Annotated in this window: 15 protein-coding genes; 6 read left to right on the top strand and 9 right to left on the bottom strand. The window is 63.8% G+C overall.

Going from position 1 to position 16,552, the window contains the following annotated elements:
- The first annotated feature begins 20 nt into the window (after positions 1–20).
- Positions 21–314: a DUF3551 domain-containing protein gene (locus MTX23_RS16810; RefSeq protein WP_280977780.1), complete on the top strand. Its 294-nt coding sequence runs from the start codon at positions 21–23 to the stop codon at positions 312–314.
- Positions 315–433: 119 nt separating this feature from the next.
- Positions 434–700, top strand: a complete 267-nt coding sequence (locus MTX23_RS16805) for a DUF3551 domain-containing protein (protein WP_280977779.1) — start codon at positions 434–436, stop codon at positions 698–700.
- Positions 701–703: 3 nt separating this feature from the next.
- Here the strand turns inward: MTX23_RS16805 and MTX23_RS16800 are convergent, their stop codons facing one another.
- The 8 genes from MTX23_RS16800 to MTX23_RS16765 form a co-directional block, all read right to left on the bottom strand.
- The gene (locus MTX23_RS16800) at positions 704–1,402 is read right to left on the bottom strand and encodes an ABC transporter ATP-binding protein (RefSeq protein ID WP_280977778.1); all 699 of its coding nucleotides are present in this window, start codon (positions 1,400–1,402) and stop codon (positions 704–706) included.
- Positions 1,403–1,410: 8 nt separating this feature from the next.
- Positions 1,411–2,691, bottom strand: a complete 1,281-nt coding sequence (locus MTX23_RS16795) for a lipoprotein-releasing ABC transporter permease subunit (RefSeq protein ID WP_280977777.1) — start codon at positions 2,689–2,691, stop codon at positions 1,411–1,413.
- Positions 2,692–2,763: 72 nt separating this feature from the next.
- Complete coding sequence (gene proS, locus MTX23_RS16790) at positions 2,764–4,083, bottom strand: proline--tRNA ligase (protein ID WP_280977776.1); 1,320 nt, start codon at positions 4,081–4,083, stop codon at positions 2,764–2,766.
- Between the two features lie 166 nt (positions 4,084–4,249).
- A complete protein-coding gene (locus tag MTX23_RS16785; RefSeq protein ID WP_280977775.1) occupies positions 4,250–5,815 on the bottom strand; it encodes a copper resistance protein CopC in 1,566 nt (521 codons plus the stop codon).
- Positions 5,816–5,819: 4 nt separating this feature from the next.
- The gene (locus MTX23_RS16780; RefSeq protein WP_280977774.1) at positions 5,820–6,344 is read right to left on the bottom strand and encodes a DUF1775 domain-containing protein; all 525 of its coding nucleotides are present in this window, start codon (positions 6,342–6,344) and stop codon (positions 5,820–5,822) included.
- Positions 6,345–6,352: 8 nt separating this feature from the next.
- Complete coding sequence (locus MTX23_RS16775) at positions 6,353–6,874, bottom strand: copper chaperone PCu(A)C (RefSeq protein ID WP_280977773.1); 522 nt, start codon at positions 6,872–6,874, stop codon at positions 6,353–6,355.
- A gap of 35 nt (positions 6,875–6,909) precedes the next feature.
- Positions 6,910–9,393 carry a TonB-dependent receptor gene (locus MTX23_RS16770; RefSeq protein WP_280977772.1) on the bottom strand — a complete coding sequence of 828 codons (2,484 nt, stop codon included), beginning with the start codon at positions 9,391–9,393 and terminating at the stop codon, positions 6,910–6,912.
- Between the two features lie 85 nt (positions 9,394–9,478).
- Positions 9,479–9,862: a DUF2946 family protein gene (locus tag MTX23_RS16765; RefSeq protein WP_280977771.1), complete on the bottom strand. Its 384-nt coding sequence runs from the start codon at positions 9,860–9,862 to the stop codon at positions 9,479–9,481.
- Between the two features lie 445 nt (positions 9,863–10,307).
- On the opposite strand from MTX23_RS16765, the gene MTX23_RS16760 reads away from it, so the two are divergent.
- From MTX23_RS16760 to MTX23_RS16745, 4 genes are all read left to right on the top strand, one after another.
- The gene (locus MTX23_RS16760; RefSeq protein WP_280977770.1) at positions 10,308–10,715 is read left to right on the top strand and encodes a globin; all 408 of its coding nucleotides are present in this window, start codon (positions 10,308–10,310) and stop codon (positions 10,713–10,715) included.
- A gap of 127 nt (positions 10,716–10,842) precedes the next feature.
- The gene (locus MTX23_RS16755) at positions 10,843–11,856 is read left to right on the top strand and encodes a sugar ABC transporter substrate-binding protein (RefSeq protein ID WP_280978098.1); all 1,014 of its coding nucleotides are present in this window, start codon (positions 10,843–10,845) and stop codon (positions 11,854–11,856) included.
- Positions 11,857–11,865: 9 nt separating this feature from the next.
- Positions 11,866–13,368 (top strand): sugar ABC transporter ATP-binding protein, encoded by a 1,503-nt coding sequence (locus tag MTX23_RS16750; RefSeq protein WP_280977769.1) that lies wholly within the window; start codon positions 11,866–11,868, stop codon positions 13,366–13,368.
- 12 nt (positions 13,369–13,380) lie between these two features.
- The gene (locus tag MTX23_RS16745; protein ID WP_280977768.1) at positions 13,381–14,415 is read left to right on the top strand and encodes an ABC transporter permease; all 1,035 of its coding nucleotides are present in this window, start codon (positions 13,381–13,383) and stop codon (positions 14,413–14,415) included.
- An 814-nt stretch (positions 14,416–15,229) separates the two neighbouring features.
- On the opposite strand, the gene mtnK is transcribed toward MTX23_RS16745, so the two are convergent.
- The gene (gene mtnK / locus MTX23_RS16740; protein WP_280977767.1) at positions 15,230–16,534 is read right to left on the bottom strand and encodes an S-methyl-5-thioribose kinase; all 1,305 of its coding nucleotides are present in this window, start codon (positions 16,532–16,534) and stop codon (positions 15,230–15,232) included.
- Between the last annotated feature and the right edge of the window lie 18 nt (positions 16,535–16,552).

The following is a 16,552-nucleotide window of genomic DNA, read 5'->3' as shown; positions in this document are numbered from 1 at the left end:
ATCGCACCCAGGAAATGCCCATGCGCAGACTGATTCTTGCGGCAGCGTCGGTCAGCGCGCTTGCAATCTTCACCGGAACTCCCGCGCATGCCGTCGGCGTCCGCTACCCCTTCTGCATTCAGGGCGATCGATATCCCGGTCTCAGCAACTGCGCTTACGAGTCGTATCAGCAGTGCCGGGCCACCGCGGATGGAATCGGACAGAACTGCGTCACCAATCCCTTCTATGCCGGCGACAACGACCCCCGCTCCTATCTCCACGTCCCGCCGCGCGAACGCCGCGAGGGCAATTTCTTCGAGCTTTTCATCCACTGACGCCGGTCCGCAATCGCGGCGCAGGAACGTGATTTGACGCCAGCCGGTGCCGGAAGGCCTGCTTCCGCGCGAATTTGATCAGCGAGAATTGCGGACGCCTGATCGGCAGGAGATTTCTGATGCGCAGCCTAACTCTGGCGCTATTCGTCGCAGCCGTCGTCGCAAGCGCGCCCGCGAGCGCCCAAAAATACGATTCGACCTCGCCGGTCTGCAAAACCAACTACCGATGGGGTGGCGAAGATACCAATTGTGGCTACACATCGATGGAGCAGTGCCGGGCAGCGGCCTCCGGCCTTCCGGCGATGTGCTTCAACAACCCCTACTATGTCGGACTTTCCGCCGATCGTCCGAGAGAGCCCGCCAAACGGCGCCGGCCGGCCTATTAAGAGCTAATCGAGCTCGACGACGTGTCCGTTCGACAATGACACCCGGCGGTCCATCCGTGCGGCCAGATCCATGTTGTGGGTGGCGATAAGCATCGCGACCCGCGTCGCCTTCACGAGTTGCATCAGCGCGTTGAAGACGTGATCGGCGGTGCTCGGATCGAGATTGCCGGTCGGCTCGTCTGCAAGCAGCGCTCGCGGCGCATTCGCGACCGCGCGCGCGATCGCCACGCGCTGCTGCTCACCGCCTGACAGTTCAGCCGGCCGGTGCGTGATGCGGTCGCCGAGGCCGAGATAGCCCAGGATCTCGGTCGCCCGCTTCACGGTCTCGGAGCGTTTGAGGCCGCGGATCATCTGCGGCAACATGACGTTCTCGAGCGCCGAGAACTCCGGCAGCAGGCGGTGCGACTGATAGACGAAGCCGATATCGGTGCGACGAATCTGGGTGCGGTCGACATCTGATAATTGCGAGGTCGGCGTCCCCGCGACATAGACCTCACCATCGTCAGGGCTCTCCAGCAGGCCTGCGATATGCAGCAAGGTCGATTTGCCCGATCCCGACGGCGCGACCAGCGCCACCGACTGGCCCGGCCACAGCGCGAGCTTCGCGCCGTTCAGGATCGTCAGAGTCGCTTCGCCCTGTTTGTACTCCCGCCTGATCTCGTGGAGATAGATGACCGGTACCTCTTCCGCCCCCTCCGTCATATGCGCCCTCACTCGTACCGGAGCGCATCGACCGGATCGAGGCGCGCGGCGCGCCACGACGGATAGAGCGTCGCCAGGAAAGACAGCGTCAGCGCCATGATCACCACGGCCAGCGTTTCGCCGAAATCGACCTCGGCCGGCAGCTTGGAGAGGAAATAGAGCTCCGGCGAGAACAGCTCGGTGTTGGTAAGCCATGACAGGAATTGCCTGATGGATTCGATATTCAGGCAGATCAGCATGCCGACGAAGAAGCCGGTCAGCGTACCGACCACGCCGATCGAGGCGCCGGTGATCAGGAAGATGCGCATGATCGAGCCTTGCGAGGCCCCCATGGTGCGCAGGATCGCGATGTCCTGCCCCTTGTCCTTCACCAGCATGATCAGGCCCGAGACGATGTTGAGCGCCGCGACAAGCACGATCATGGTCAGGATCAGGAACATCACGTTGCGCTCGACCTGCAGCGCGTTGAAGAAGGTCGAGTTGCGTTGCCGCCAGTCGACCAGGAACACCGGCCGTCCCGCGGCCTCGGTCACCAGCTTGCGGTAGGTGTCGATCTTGTCCGGGTTGGTGGTGAACACCTCGATCGACGACACGTCGTTGTTGCGGTTGAAATAGGCCTGCGCCTCGGCCAGTGGCATGAACACGAAGGTCGAATCGTATTCCGACATGCCGATCTCGAACACTGCGGTGATCTTGTAGGGCTTGATGCGCGGCGTGGTGCCCATCGGCGTCACCGCGCCCTTCGGCGAAACCAGCGTGATGCTGTCGCCGGCATGCAGCGACAGCTGGTCGGCGAGCCTGCGGCCGATCGCAACTCCCTGCCCCTCATCAAAACCTTCGAGCGAGCCCTGCTTGATGTTCTTGGCGATCGACGTGAGGTTGTTGAGATCGTCGGCGCGGATGCCACGGATGAAGACGCCGGCCGCGTTGAATGGCGATGAGCCGAGCCCCTGCCCGTCCACAACAGGCGCGGCCAGGCGGATACCCGGAACCTGGCTGATGCGGTCGGCGACGTCCTTCCAATCGGTCAGCGGCGATTCCAGCGGCTGCACCAGAAGGTGCCCGTTGAGACCGAGAATCTTGTCCAGCAGTTCCTTGCGGAAGCCGTTCATGACCGCCATCACGACGATCAGCGTGGCGACGCCGAGCATGATGCCCAGAAACGAAAAGCCGGCGATGACTGAAATGAACCCTTCCTTGCGGCGTGCGCGCAGGTAGCGTCCGGACAGCAGCCATTCGAATGGCGCAAAAGGCCGGGTACGGACTGGCTCGTTCATGGTCTCATCCATCTGTCGATAATCCCATGATTCGGGGCAAATGTGGCCGGATTACCCAGCGGGATCGAGCGAGGTGAATAAACTTTAACCCGCGAGTTTTGCGACCACGTCGGCAGGGCTCATGTTCTCGCGCGAACCGTCGCTGCGACGCTTCACCTCGACCCTGCCGTCCGCGAGGCCCTTGGGGCCGACGAGGATCTGCCAGGGAATGCCGATCAGATCAGCCGCGGCGAACTTCGCGCCGGCGCGCTGATCGGTGTCGTCGTACAGCACGTCGACGCCCTTCGCCGTCAGATCGCGGTAGAGCTGCTCGCAGGCGCCATCGACGGCGGCATCGCCCTGCTTGAGGTTGAGGATCGCAGCGCGGAACGGCGCAACCGCTTCGGGCCATTTGATGCCGGCGTCATCGTGACAGGCCTCGATGATCGCACCGACCAGGCGCGACACGCCAACGCCGTAGGAGCCGCCGTGGATCGGCATGTCGACGCCATCGGGACCGGCCACCAGCGCCTTCATGGTGTCGGAATATTTGGTGCCGAAATAGAAGATCTGGCCGACCTCGATGCCGCGGGTGTTCAAGCGCTTCGCTTCGGGCACCTCCTGCTCGAAACGCGCGGCATCGTGCACGTCCTCCGTTGCCGCGTAGACTGAGGTCCATTGCTTGAGGATCGGCGTCAGATCGCCATCATAATCGACGTCCGCTCCCGGCACCGGCAGGTCGAGCACGTCGCGATTGATGTAGACGCCGGACTCACCGGTCTCCGCGAGCACGATGAATTCATGACTGAGGTCACCGCCGATCGGACCAGTCTCGGCCCGCATCGGAATCGCCTTCAAGCCCATCCGTGCGAAGGTGCGCAAGTAGGCGACGAACATCTTGTTGTAGGAGCGGCGCGCGCCGGCCTCGTCGAGGTCGAACGAATACGCGTCCTTCATCAGGAACTCGCGGCCGCGCATCACGCCGAACCGCGGACGTTGCTCGTCGCGGAACTTCCACTGGATGTGATAGAGGTTGAGCGGCAGGTTCTTGTACGACTTGACGTAGGAGCGGAAGATCTCCGTGATCATCTCCTCGTTGGTCGGCCCGTACAGCAGCTCGCGCTTGTGGCGATCGACGATGCGCAGCATCTCCGGACCATAGGCGTCGTAGCGGCCGCTTTCCCGCCAGAGATCGGCGAGCTGCAGCGTCGGCATCAACAGCTCGAGCGCGCCGGCGCGATCCTGCTCCTCGCGGACGATCTGCTCGATCTTCTTCAGCACCCGGAAGCCGAGCGGCAGCCAGGCATAAATTCCGGCCGCCTCCTGCCGCATCATGCCCGCGCGCAGCATCAGCCGATGCGAGACGATCTCCGCCTCTTTCGGGTTCTCTTTCAGAATGGGCAGGAAAAACCGCGACAATCGCATGGGGTTACTCGGAGAATCAGGAAAGCGTGGGAAGAGCTGCAGTGAAACCGGATCGGATACGAAAACACAAGGCCAGCGATTGCGAAAAACCTGTCAAATCAGGCGATTTTCGGCCATTTGAGCGCATTGCGTCCTCCAAACGCAGTCCGTCATACCGAGGTCGCCTTTACCTCACCTCGAAATCGTCTTCCAGCCTCACTTTCTTGAAGTCGGTCACAAGAGCGTCGATCTGCATGTGCCAGCGGCCCGGGAACGGCAACGGCACCTTGCGGACGTGCCAATAGCCATCGGGTCCAAGAGCTGCGCTGCGTTCCATCGGCTCGATGCCGCGCTCAGGCAGACTCAGCGTCAGTGTCGCCTCCTTTGCGACAAGAGGGCTCGCATCGTCATTCATCAGCTGCAATACGAAGTCGTTCTGTCCGACCTTGCCGGGCCCGATCAGGACCTGGAACATGGCGGCATCGGCGTGGATATGGACCGCGAGCGGGACATCGGTCGACATCGCGAGCGCGCGCGGCGGCGGCGTGAAGCGCCAGCCTGCGGCCAGCGCGAAAATCGCGAGCGCGAGCACGCACTCTCCGATGAGCGATCGCAGCAGAGGCTTCGTCTTGCGGGGATCGGGCGCAACGGCCGGCGTGAACAGGAACCGGTTCAGCGCCGCCAGCACAAGCAGCAACAGAACCAGTCCGAGCTTGAGCGCAAGGATGTTGCCGTATCGCGTGTCGATCAGCGCGCCAACACTCTCGAGCTGGACGATTGCGAGCGCGAGCCCCGACAGCGCGATCACCCCGACCACCGGCGCCGCAACGTTGGAAAAGCGGCGGAGCGTCCACGGCAGTGTGTCGTCATTCCGCCGCCACACCATCGCCGCGATCGGCGCGAGGGCGCCGACCCAATAGGCCAGGCCGACGCCATGAACGAAGACCGCCGGCCGCGTCAGCCACTGCGGCGACGCCGTCGCCGCGTGACCGCTCGCAGCAAGTGTCAGACCAACGCCAATCATCGCGACCACGGTTCCGAGCCGCACCGCTCCGCTCGACGGACTTCGCCAGCCGATCGCGGCGATCAGCATCGCGGCGATCGCAACCAGCATCGAGGGACCAAAGGTGGTGGCGAGCGCGCTGGTCCACGGGGCGCGCGTGGCGAGCCCCGTGAGCGGCAGGTTCAACAGATCAAGGCCCTGAAGGCCGAGCGAGACGATCGCGCTGACGAGGCCGACGCCGAGCGATCCCAGGATCACCGCCCTGCCCGCACGCGCCTGCCCGATCCACGCGGCGAAGAACGCGCCGCCGACGCCGACGAACAGCCCCAGATAGACGCCGATCCGCGCCAGCCAGATCAGCGGATCGACCGCGCTGTCGCCGGACGGCGCGGCCGAGCCGGTCACGACACCGATCGAGAACAACAGCGAGCCGGCGACAGGATGACCATCCTGCGACACCACGCGATAGCTGACCACCTGCGTACCCTGCGGCAGGTCAGCCGGCAGCGTCACCAGCACGGATTGGTCGACGGCCTGGATCACAACGTCGCGCGGCTTGCCTGTGGCGTCGAGCAGGCTGACCGCGGTCGGCGCCACCGCCTCATTGAAGCGGAGCACCACCGTCTTCGGCGCCGCCGCCAGCACGCTGCCATCTGCCGGCTCGGCGCCGACCAGCACCGCGTGAGCATGGGCAGCGGTCGCAAGACACGCCGCCAGGAGCAGCGCAGCAAGCCTTGCGGCCAGCCGCATGGCGTTACGATTTCGGCAGCAGCTTGACGCCGGGCGCCGGCGTCTCGCTGCCATGGTCGTGACCATTCCCCTGACCTTCGGTCGGGATGTCGATCCAGCGGCTGACACCCTGCTCGCATTCCTGCACAACGGGGAAATACAGCGTGGTGTTCGGCTTCAAGGTATCGGTGAGGAAGGTCATCATCACGAACTCATCGTAGTTCTGGTCCGCGAGCTTGCCGCCGCTCCAGGCGACTTCCTTCACGCCCTCGGAAAACTTCCGTCCGTGATAATCATATTCGGTCGTATACTTGCCGCTGACGGACTCGACGTTCCAGCCGGGCTTCGGCATCGGCTTCACCGCGATCACGCCGTCCGGAATCTGGACGCGGATCTTGGTCGTCGCCGAGCCGGCGCAGCCGTGCGGCACTGCGAACACCGCCTTGTAGTACGAGCCGATCGCCGCCTGCTTTCCTTCGAGCGTGATATGGGCAAGGGCGGGCGACATCGCGAGCGCCGAGATGGCGCCCGCCAGAAGAACACGTCTCATTTCCGCCCTCACATCTTCTTCATGTCCATGTGACCGGAATGGTCGCCATGCCCGGAGTGATCACCGCCGGGACCCTGCGCACCGACGGCCTGCACATCCAGCGAGACCGTCACCTTGCCGGCCTTTTCGAATTCGAGCGTGACCGGTACCTTTTCGCCCTGCTTCAGCGGGCTCTTCAGGTCGAACATCATCAGATGGTAGCCGCCGGGCGCCAGCTTCACCGTCTTGCCAGGTTCGATGGTGAGGCCCTTGTCGATCGGGCGCATCTTCATCACGCCGTTGTTCATCGCCATCTCGTGGATTTCCATCTTGCCCGCGATGGCGCCGGAGCCGCCGATCAGACGATCGGGCGTGGTCCCCTTGTTCTCGATCGTCAGGTAACCGCCGCCGATCTTCGCACCGTTCGGGGTGGCGCGCGCCCAGGCCTGCGAGATGACGAGATCGCCAGCCCTGACGTCCTCGGCGGACGCAGGCGCGGCCAGCACGAGAGCAAAGATCGCGGCAAGTCCAGCCAGTGTTAGTTTCATCATGGAGCTCCTTTTGTTGTTGCCGATTGGCAGTCCGCTCAGAAAGTGTATTTCCCGGCTAGAACAAAAATTCTGCCGGGAAATGGGTGGAACAGGAAATATTGCTCGTTGAAGATGTTATCGATCCCGAAATCGAAGGCGAAATTCTTGGTCGCGTTGTAGTGGATCTTCATGTCGACGACGAAGAAGTTGTCGAACGCGCCGTAGACGTGGGGAATGATATCGGTGTTGTCGAGCGTCGAGTACTGCTTGCCGCTGTAGCGCGCCGCGACCGTGTAGGCCCAGCTTTCGTTCGGCCGGTAGGTCATGCCCAACCTTGCCCGCCAGTCCGGTACGTAGGGGACGCGCTTGCCGACGACGGTGGTCGGCAGGTTCGTCAGCGGGTTGATGCCGGCCCAGCTTGCGTCGGCCAGGATCCTTGAATCGACATAGGTTACGCTGCCGAACAACTGCAGCCCGGCGACAAACATGTTGTCCTTCTCGGCGGAGAGCTCGACACCCTGCATCTGGATGGCATCGACGTTGCTGACAACCGTGGTCGGCGTTTGCGCGCCCGTGGCTGGATTGGTCACGAGATTGGTCTGCGAGACGATCGCGTTGCTGGTCCGCTCGGAGAACAATGTCAGGCGGACCCGGCCATCGACCCATTTGCGCTCGATGTTCAGCTCGCCGGTGAAATCCTGCTCCGGCTTGAGGAAAGCATTGGCAAAGGTGGCGACACCGCCGACCGTGACGTTTTGGTAGAGCTCGGTCACGGTCGGATAGCGATAGGCCTCGCCGAAATTGGCGGTGATGTTCCAGTCCTTGTTCGGATCGAACGAGACCGACGCCTTCGGCGAGAAGTTGGTCGAGTTGAGGCCAGGCTGGTTGATCGCAGTGGTCGACGTGATGACCCCGGAGCCCGTTGTCGTGGTGTTGACGTTGAAACCGTCGAGGGCCTGCCAGCTCTCCAATCGGCCGCCCAGCGTCAGTTTGAGCGCCGGTGTCAGCTTCCAGGCATCCTGGAACCAGAGCGCGCCAGTGCGCGTCTCGCCAACGCCGGTCGAATAGAACGCTCCGGTGCCGGTCGATGACGTCGCATTCCATACTGAGGATGCGTAAACCGGATTTTCCAACTCGTAGCGATCGCCATGAACGCCGAAGCTGATCTCGTGCGGTCCGTCAAAGCCGAAGGGCCGCCAGATGCCCTTGGCGTCGACGTTCTGCCAGTTGGTGCCGTCCATCCGGGTGATCTTGCCGTTCGGCGAAAATCCCGTGCCCGATGCAGCGACCGTGAACGGATTGAGCTGCGTGTCCTGGAGATAGTTGTAGCTGGAAGCCGAGATGTCGAAGTCATAGACGCCCTTGGTGTCGCTCTTGAGCGAGACCGCGTTGCTCATATGCGTCTGGTCCCAGATATACTTGCCGGTGGCGAAGCCCGAGATCCCGGCGAAGGTCGGTGCGCCGGTGGCCGCCGAGCGCAAATAGGTCTGGGGATCGGAGACCTGGTGGTTGTTCCAGATGCCGAGCGAATAGGTCGCCTGCACCAGCGGCGTGACGTCATAGGCGAGACGAAGATTGGCTGATGTCTGCTGGGAGTGCGCCAGGATGCCGGCCCCGACCACATTGGCCGCAACGCCTTGCTTGTTGAGCGCGGGAAACGCGCGCGTGGTGCCCCCCGGGATCGTTGAGCTCGTCGTGTAGGTCAGTGGCTGCTGGTAGCTGTCGAGGTAGTTCGCGCTGACCAGCCAGGATACCTTCCCATCCCTGTTTCCGGCCGCGGCGCTGGTCTGGCTGGTGGCGTAGGTGTCCTTGGTGCCGTATTGGCTCCACGGCATCACCGAGACCGTCTCCTTGGCCACCGCGAAGGGCTTGTCGGGCATCTTCGAGGAGATCAGCAGCACGCCGCCGATCGAGTTGCCCGGATAGGCGGCCGCGAACGGACCATTGAGGAAGTCGATCCGACCGATCGCTTCCGGCGAGATCAGGTTCCACTTCGGCGAAGCGTTGGTGTTGTTGTTGCCGATCAGCGCCGAGATCAGAAGATCGTCGTAATAGATCAGCGTGCGCGCGCTCGAATTGACGCCCCAGCTCCGGGTCGCCAGCACCGCCATGTTGTCGCCGTCGTTGCGTTTGCGCACGAACAGGCTCGCCATGTATTTGACCGCGTCCTCGGGGTCCTTGAGATTGATGGTCTCGTCGATCTGCTTCGACGTGATGCTGTACGACTTCTGCGGCAGCTGGAACCTTTCGACCGCGGGCGGGCTCCCGAGCGAGGCGTTGGCACCTGCTCCCTCGGCATTGACGACCACGATTGGCCTGTGCTGCGCCGCCGCGGCAGGCGCCGTCCGCGGCCGGCTGGCGGCCGCCCGATGGACCGGCTTACGTGCGGCCTGCCGTGGCGATGGGCGCGGCGCTTCGACGGTGACAGCCGGGAGCACCTTCTGCTCACCGCTCTGCGCATGGGCCAGCTCAGCAGACGCCAGCAGTGCCGCTTGGACGGCGACAACGCCCGCGCCACCGCGGGCATGATGACGAAACATGGATGAATCCTGACACCGGCGCATTGGCCGGTTTGCTCAAGGGCATTTCACCGGCGCGCAAAACGCACCGGTCGCGAGAACGTCGTCAGGACAGAAATGGAGGCGCGCGCGCCTGCGCGTGCGAACCGATGCGAGAGCGAACCAGCACGGACGCGAGATCGTGCCAGGCGACCTGGCTCGCCGCGCGTTCGGCGGGCGAAGCGGATACTTGCGGGGTATCGATGGGAGCCCCGGTCTGCAGCACGCTGCACACCGCGCAACAGCCGTCATGGGCGTGCTGACCAGCCTGGTCGCCCTGCCCGCCCCCTGAGCTCGGGTCGACATGGCAGATGCCGGGAGCGGACAGCGGGTCCGACGCGGCAAGGCTCGCGGCCCAGCAGGCCCCGATCGGTGCGAAAATCTGCACCAGCAGGGCAACCAGAACTATGGGCAGAAAATTCTTCAGCCGCCGGCGCATCGCGAAACCCATCCGCGAGGGACCTAACCACCACGGAACCTGGAAGTCGAGACCGCAGTCGGCCGCCGTCTATTCCAACGGCAGGAAATGACTAGCCATGACGATTGCGCCCCGGGGTGCTTCGCACCCGCCGTATCCCCTTACCCCATCACGCGTTTTCTGGCCCGCCCTGCAACCGGCAGTAGCACCATATCAATCATTTCGCAAAATGCTCGAAATTTGAACAATCGTTGCCGAAAATGGTGACAAGCCTGAAAAGATGGTCTACCTATTCGGCCCTAGGCCAGCCGCAAGGTTAGTCTTGGTGGTCCAAGTCTCGGGAGGAACCCGACGCGCACAAGCAGCGTCACCCCATCAATCAACATCAAATCGCATTTTTGGGGCAAATAGGGTCGACACAATTTTTGGAGCAGGGCTTGGAGCCCTGCTCTTTTTTGTGTGGTGATCGCAATCGGCAATGACGTCATCGACAAACCCGATCGAGCATAGCTTCGAGCTCGCCGCGGCGGCTTGCGACGATCTCACGCCGCTGGTCTATCGCCGCCTGTTCCGCGAACACCCCGAGGCGCAGGCGATGTTTCGCACCGAAGGCAGCGATCCGGTGAAGGGCTCGATGCTGTCGCTCACGATCGAGGCCATCCTCGATTTTGCCGGCGAGCGCACCGGACATTTCCGGCTGATCGAATGCGAGGTGTCCTCGCATGACGCCTACGGCACGCCGCGCGAGCTGTTCATCGCGTTCTTCAGCGTGATCGCCGCAACCCTGCGCGAGCTTCTCGGGGAGCAATGGTCGAGCGACATCGATGCTGCGTGGCACAAGCTGCTGCACGACCTCGAGACCGTCGTTTGGCAGCACGCGGGTTAGCAACATCGCGTCACCGCGAGGGCGTAGCGGAGCTGTTCCGATTGTGACACACTCGCTTTATCCGCGGCGCGTGCAACTGACGCCGACGGCCAGAAAAATGAAGAGGGAGCAAACACCAATGCCAGGGATGGATAAAACTGCGACGTCACGACGCGATCTTCTGCAAATGGCGGCAGCCGGCGGAGCGGCAGCAGCGTTGTTCGGCGGGATGAGCGTCAACCCCGCGCTCGCAGCCGAAATGGGCCGCTCGGAAAAGCCGCTGAAGGCCGCATTCTCCAACGCGGGACTGCAGGCGACGTGGTGCGCGCAGGGCAAGAAGGCGGCCGAGTTCTGGGGCAAGCTGTTCAACGTCGAGGTCACATGGTTTGACGGCCAGCTTGACGCCGTCAAGCAACGCGCCGCGATCGACAATATGGCGTCGCAGAAATGGGATTTCGTCGCGATCCAGGCGTTCGGCATCGGCACCCTCACCCAACCCGTACAGAAGATGATCGACGCCGGCATTCCCGTGATCGACATGGATACGCTGATCGCGCCGCTCGACCAGATCAACGTCCACTCCTTCCTCGCTCCCGACAACGAGTTCATGGGCGCGTCGGTGACGCAGGCGCTCTGCAACGCGATCGGCGGCAAGGGCAAGATCATCATGACCCAGGGTGCGCTCGGCCACACCGGTGCGCAGGGCCGCGCCAAGGGCTTCAACTCGGTGGTGAAGCAATTTCCGAACATCGAGGTGCTGGACACCCAGCCCGCCGACTGGGACGTCTCCAAGACCGCCCGCCTCTGGGAGACCTATCTGACGAAGTACCCGCAGATCGACGCGGCCTTCTTCCACAATGACGACATGGCGCTCGCCGCCTACAACATCATGAAGGCGCACAACCGCACCAACATCCTGATCGGCGGCGTCGACGCCATGCCGCCGGCGATCCAGGCAGTGAGCGAAGGCCGCATGTACGCGACCGTCCGCAACCCGTCCTGCCGTATCCATGGCGGCGCCATCATCGCGGGCGTGGCCGCCGTGGTCGCCGGCGAGAAGAGCGGCAAGGGCATCCCGAAGAACGTCGTGACCGACGGCCCCGTGGTGACCAAGGCCAACGCCCCTGGCATGCAGTGGATGGAGGATCACTTCCTGATCTGAGCGGCCCTCATGTCGCAGGGACGTTCCCCGATCCTCGAGTTGAACCAGATCACGAAGGCCTTCGGCGGTGTCGAAGCCCTTCGTGGGGTCGACTTTTCGCTCTATGCCGGCGAGATCCATGGTCTCGTCGGCGAAAACGGCGCGGGAAAAAGCACGCTGATGAAGATCATCGCCGGCGTGCACCCGGAGTTTTCCGGCCGGTTCATGCTCGATGGCAAGGAGACCCGCTTCCGCTCGGCCCGCGACGCGCACGCGGCCGGCATCGGCATGGTGCACCAGGAGCTCAGCGTCGCCCCCGACCTGACGGTCGCCGAGAACGTCTTCCTCGGCAACCAGCCGACCAATCGGCTTGGGCTGGTGCAGTGGCGGCGGATGGCACGCGAGGCCGGCGAGCAGCTCGCCCGCTTCGGCATCGACGTCGATCCGATGAGCAGGCTCGGCGACCTGCCGATCGGCCTGCAGCAACTGATCGAGATCGCCCGCGTGCTGTTCTCCGGCGCGCGCATCATCATCCTGGACGAGCCGACCTCGGCGCTCTCGCCGCCGGAGGTCGAGCGTCTGTTTGCGACGCTGCGCAAGCTGCGCGACGAAGGCACCAGCATCGTCTTCATCTCGCATTTCATCGAAGACATCCTGCGTGTCTCCGACACCGTGACCGTGTTCCGGAACGGGCGGAAAGTTGCGGAGACCGCGTCCGCCGCCACCACCAAGGGCGCTCTGATCGAGGCCATGATCGGCCGCGGCGGCGAAGTGCTGGAACACAGCTACACCGACGATCTCTTGCTGCCACAGTCGGCCAACGGCGCCGTGATCCTGAAGGTCGACCAGCTCTCGCTCGGTCGCAGCCTGCAGGACGTCTCGTTCGAGGCCCGCGCCGGAGAGGTGCTCGGGATCTACGGCTTCATGGGCTGCGGACAGCTTGAATTGTCGCGCATCCTGTTCGGCAAGCTGAAACCGGACGGCGGAACGCTGGCGGTCGACGGCTCCGCCAAGACATTCCGCAGCACCGCGGCGGCGCGGCGTGCGGGTGTCGCGCTGGTGCCCGAGAGCCGGCGCGCCATGCTGTTCCACCAGGAACCAGTCTACAAGAACGTCTCGATCAGCATCCTCGACCGGATCTCCGGCCTGCTGCTCAAGCCGGTCCGGGAGCGCGCGATCGCGCAGCGGCAGGTCGAGCAATTGCAGATCCGGCCGCCGGTCGTCGGCCTCGACCTCGGCATGCTCTCCGGCGGCAACCAGCAGAAGGTGGCGCTGGCGAAATGGCTGACCTACCCTCCGCGTCTTTTGGTGTTGTGCGAGCCGACCCGCGGCATGGATGTCGGCGCCAAGAACGACGTGATCAACATCGTCCGCGACCTCCGCGCCAAGGGACTGGCGATCATCGTGCTCTCGACGGAACCGGAAACGGTGCTGTCGCTGGCCGACCGGATCCTGGTGCTGAAGCGCGGCGCGGTGGTGCGTGAATTCGCCGGCGAGGCGGTGAGCAAGGATCGCCTGCTGGAGGCGGCTTGATGGGGATACATGATGGCAAGCAGTGACAGCGCGACAGCGCGAGCGGATCACAAGCGGTCGCGCGGGCTGGCGCCCTTCCTGCGCTCGCAGATGCGCAACATCGCGCCGTTCCTGACGCTCATTTTCCTCAGCGCCTTCTTCGCCATCGCGAGCCCGTCGTTTGCGACCCTCGACAATGTCGGCAACATCCTCACGCAAGTGTCGGTCACCGGCATCATCGCCGTCGGCCTCACCTTCGTCATCCTGTGCGCCGAGATCGACCTCTCGATCGCCAGCATCGCCAACGTGACCGGCATCGCGGTTGCCTACTTCACGCTGCAGGAATCCTACGTCAACATCGCCAACGTGCCGATGCCCGGCTGGGCCGCGATCGTGCTGGCGCTGGCGCTGTGCGCGCTGCTCGGCGTCGTCAACGCGCTGGGACTGACCATGATTGGCATCCCCTCCTTCATCATGACCCTCGCCATGATGCAGATCGCCGCCGGCATCTCCGCGCTGCTGGTGCGCGGCCAGATCGCCTACAAGGTGCCGGACCTGATCACGACGCTCGGATCCGGCTCGATCGGCGGCATCCCCTGGATCGTGATCGTCGCCGCCGTGATGCTGCTCGGCGGCCATCTGGTGCTGACCTACACGCGGTTCGGCCGCTACGTCTATATGGTCGGCGGCAATCGTGAGGCCGCGGAGTTTTCCGGCCTCAACGTCAAGCTGATCCTCGGCAGCGTGATGGTGATCTCGGCGGTCTGCTCGGGGATCGGCGGCATGCTCGGAGTGGCGCATTTCGGCAGCGCCCAGCAGAACGAGTTCGATACCTATCTCCTGGATTCCATCGCGGCCGTGGTGGTCGGCGGCACCAGCCTGTTCGGCGGCCGCGGCGGCATTGGCAACACCATCGTCGGCCTGTTCGTGCTCGGCGTGCTCAACAACGGCCTCGACCACGTCAATATCGACAGCTTCCTGAAGATCCTGATCCGCGGCCTGATCCTGCTCGCCGCGCTGATCATCAACGTCTACGCGCAGCGGCTGCGTGAACAGGCGGCGGAGTGAGATTGCTGAGGCCACTTGCGAGACCTGCTCGCCTTGATGGTGATGGGTTGTGCACTGCTCTCGCTCGATGTCTCACGCCGTCATTGCGAGGAGCTCGCGACAAAATTGCTAAGCAATTTTGCGCTGAAGCGACGACTTGTCAGCCGAGGCCTCGGCGAAGGCGGAAGCAATCCATCGCTCCGCCGTCATACCCCGCGCATGCGGGGTATCCAGTACGCTACGGCCTGTCGATTCAATCACTGCTGCCTCTGGAATACTGGATCGCCCGCTTTCGCGGGCGATGACTGTCGTTGAGATGTGGCATTGCGTTCTCGCGGCACGATGTGTCCGAGGTTTTCGTCAATCTTCGCCCTCCTCTCGCAGAGGGCGCAGGGAAAGCCGGGTGCCGATCGCACCCATGGGTCCCGAGCAAATGGAAAGCTCGGGAGGTAGGACCACAGGTGAAACCGGAGCAATCCCGGCTTTCCCTGCGCGATGGTTTACGGCTTACTTCGTGCTCTCCCCGGCGAGACTTGGCTTTTTTGTCACCGTCTTCGCAAAGACGCGTTCGCGTGCTTAGCAAGGAGACACCTGCCACTGGGGCGTCGGAACCACACGACTTCACCGTCCGCTTCATGCGCACTCGTCCGTTGCGCACTCCGCGTCCACCGCATCCCGACCCAACACTCGTGACGATCGCGCAGCGCCCCTCAAGTGGGTGAGACGGGCGGATTCGTGCCACTGATTTGCCCGACGGCGGAAGTGTTCATTTGCCCGTCGGGTTAATTTGCCGCACCGCCCCGAAACGGCAGTGATCGCATTCCCCTGCTCACCGCTACCGAACAAACTCCGGCTGCCAGTTGCGGACCTCGCGCGCCGCCCCGGTCACCGCGCCGATCGTCGTGAACGACGGCGCCTCCAGCATCATCCGGCGTGCCAGCCTGAGGCTGCGCGCCTCGCAGATCGCGCGCTGCTTCTCGTCCGCGATCCACTCGAAATCGATGTTGTGCGCGAGGCCGAGGATGCGGCGGATGATCTTGGCCGCGGCGAAGCCGACCGTGTCCTGAAACAGCCGGGCCATGTAATCCTGCCGCTCCGCTTCCAGCCGCGCGGCACCCGCCTCGCCTGCAAACAGCGACACCGGATAGCCGTCGCCCCTGGCCTCGTTGCGCCACAGCGCAAGAAACTTCCGGGAGAACTCGGTCCAGACGCCCTCGATCGTCTCCAACAGCCAGGCCTCGAACGAGGCGCGCTCGCCGAGCGTGCGCTCGTGCCCTGCCGAGGCGAGATAGGCCATGATCAGATTGCCGATGACGGCTCCGATATCGAACCCCATCGGGCCGTAGAACGCGAATTCGGGGTCGATCACCCGAGTCTCGCGCTCGGTGACCATGATCGAGCCGGTGTGCAGGTCGCCATGGATCAGCGCCTCGGGGCTCGCCATGAACTTCAGCTTGAGCCTTGAGATCGCGACATGCAGTTCGAAATCCTCGCGGAAGGCAGCCGCGGTCGCATCGAGGTAAGGCGCGGTCCAGCGGTTCTGCTCGGCGATGCGATAAGGATCGGTGAAGATCAGATCCTCGGTGATCTTGCAGAGCGCATGGTTACCGGCGAACGCCGCGACTCCCTCCTTCTTCTCCGCGGCCGAGAGCGCAAGGTCCGACGAGAAGAACAGCGTCTGGGCCAGGAAGGTCGAGATGTCCTCGACGAAGCGCGGGTAGCGCGTGGCGTCGATCAGCCCCTTGCGCATGATGATATGGGGCTCGAGCAGCTCCATTGCGGTCAGCGCGAGCGGGCCGTCGTGATGCAGCACTGCCGGCACCAGCTTCGGCGCCAACCGCGCCTGATGCACCAGCGCCAGATGCTCGTAATGGGCGCGCGAGAGCGGCAGCGGCCAGCTCTCGCCGACCAGGCGCACATAAGGCAGCGCCTGCTTGACGGCGATGCCGCCGCTCGTGCCCTTGACGATGAAGACGAGGTTCAGATTGCCGTCGCCGACCTCGCTGATCGACCAGTCGGCCGGCGCTCCGCCGAGGTGCGCGACGATCGCGGGCAGGCCCGCGAGATAATCCCGCAGATCGGACTCGCGCAGGATTCGGTATTGGCTCTGCCCGGAGCCCGGTTGCGCCTGCAGGTTCATCTTGGTCGCCTCCTCCTG

This window comes from Bradyrhizobium sp. ISRA436, assembly GCF_029910015.1.
Classification (GTDB): Bacteria; Pseudomonadota; Alphaproteobacteria; order Rhizobiales; family Xanthobacteraceae; genus Bradyrhizobium.
This window is presented reverse-complemented; position numbering and strand designations above follow the sequence as displayed.

Coding starts and splice junctions, on each gene's coding strand:
- MTX23_RS16780 (WP_280977774.1), bottom strand. CDS start 6,344: ATGAGACGTGTTCTTCTGGCGGGCGCCATCTCGGCGCTCGCGATGTCG.
- MTX23_RS16755 (WP_280978098.1), top strand. CDS start 10,843: ATGGATAAAACTGCGACGTCACGACGCGATCTTCTGCAAATGGCGGCA.
- MTX23_RS16795 (WP_280977777.1), bottom strand. CDS start 2,691: ATGGATGAGACCATGAACGAGCCAGTCCGTACCCGGCCTTTTGCGCCA.
- MTX23_RS16770 (WP_280977772.1), bottom strand. CDS start 9,393: ATGTTTCGTCATCATGCCCGCGGTGGCGCGGGCGTTGTCGCCGTCCAA.
- MTX23_RS16805 (WP_280977779.1), top strand. CDS start 434: ATGCGCAGCCTAACTCTGGCGCTATTCGTCGCAGCCGTCGTCGCAAGC.
- MTX23_RS16810 (WP_280977780.1), top strand. CDS start 21: ATGCGCAGACTGATTCTTGCGGCAGCGTCGGTCAGCGCGCTTGCAATC.
- MTX23_RS16785 (WP_280977775.1), bottom strand. CDS start 5,815: ATGCGGCTGGCCGCAAGGCTTGCTGCGCTGCTCCTGGCGGCGTGTCTT.
- MTX23_RS16750 (WP_280977769.1), top strand. CDS start 11,866: ATGTCGCAGGGACGTTCCCCGATCCTCGAGTTGAACCAGATCACGAAG.
- mtnK (WP_280977767.1), bottom strand. CDS start 16,534: ATGAACCTGCAGGCGCAACCGGGCTCCGGGCAGAGCCAATACCGAATC.
- MTX23_RS16765 (WP_280977771.1), bottom strand. CDS start 9,862: ATGGGTTTCGCGATGCGCCGGCGGCTGAAGAATTTTCTGCCCATAGTT.
- MTX23_RS16745 (WP_280977768.1), top strand. CDS start 13,381: ATGGCAAGCAGTGACAGCGCGACAGCGCGAGCGGATCACAAGCGGTCG.
- MTX23_RS16760 (WP_280977770.1), top strand. CDS start 10,308: ATGACGTCATCGACAAACCCGATCGAGCATAGCTTCGAGCTCGCCGCG.
- MTX23_RS16775 (WP_280977773.1), bottom strand. CDS start 6,874: ATGATGAAACTAACACTGGCTGGACTTGCCGCGATCTTTGCTCTCGTG.
- MTX23_RS16800 (WP_280977778.1), bottom strand. CDS start 1,402: ATGACGGAGGGGGCGGAAGAGGTACCGGTCATCTATCTCCACGAGATC.
- proS (WP_280977776.1), bottom strand. CDS start 4,083: ATGCGATTGTCGCGGTTTTTCCTGCCCATTCTGAAAGAGAACCCGAAA.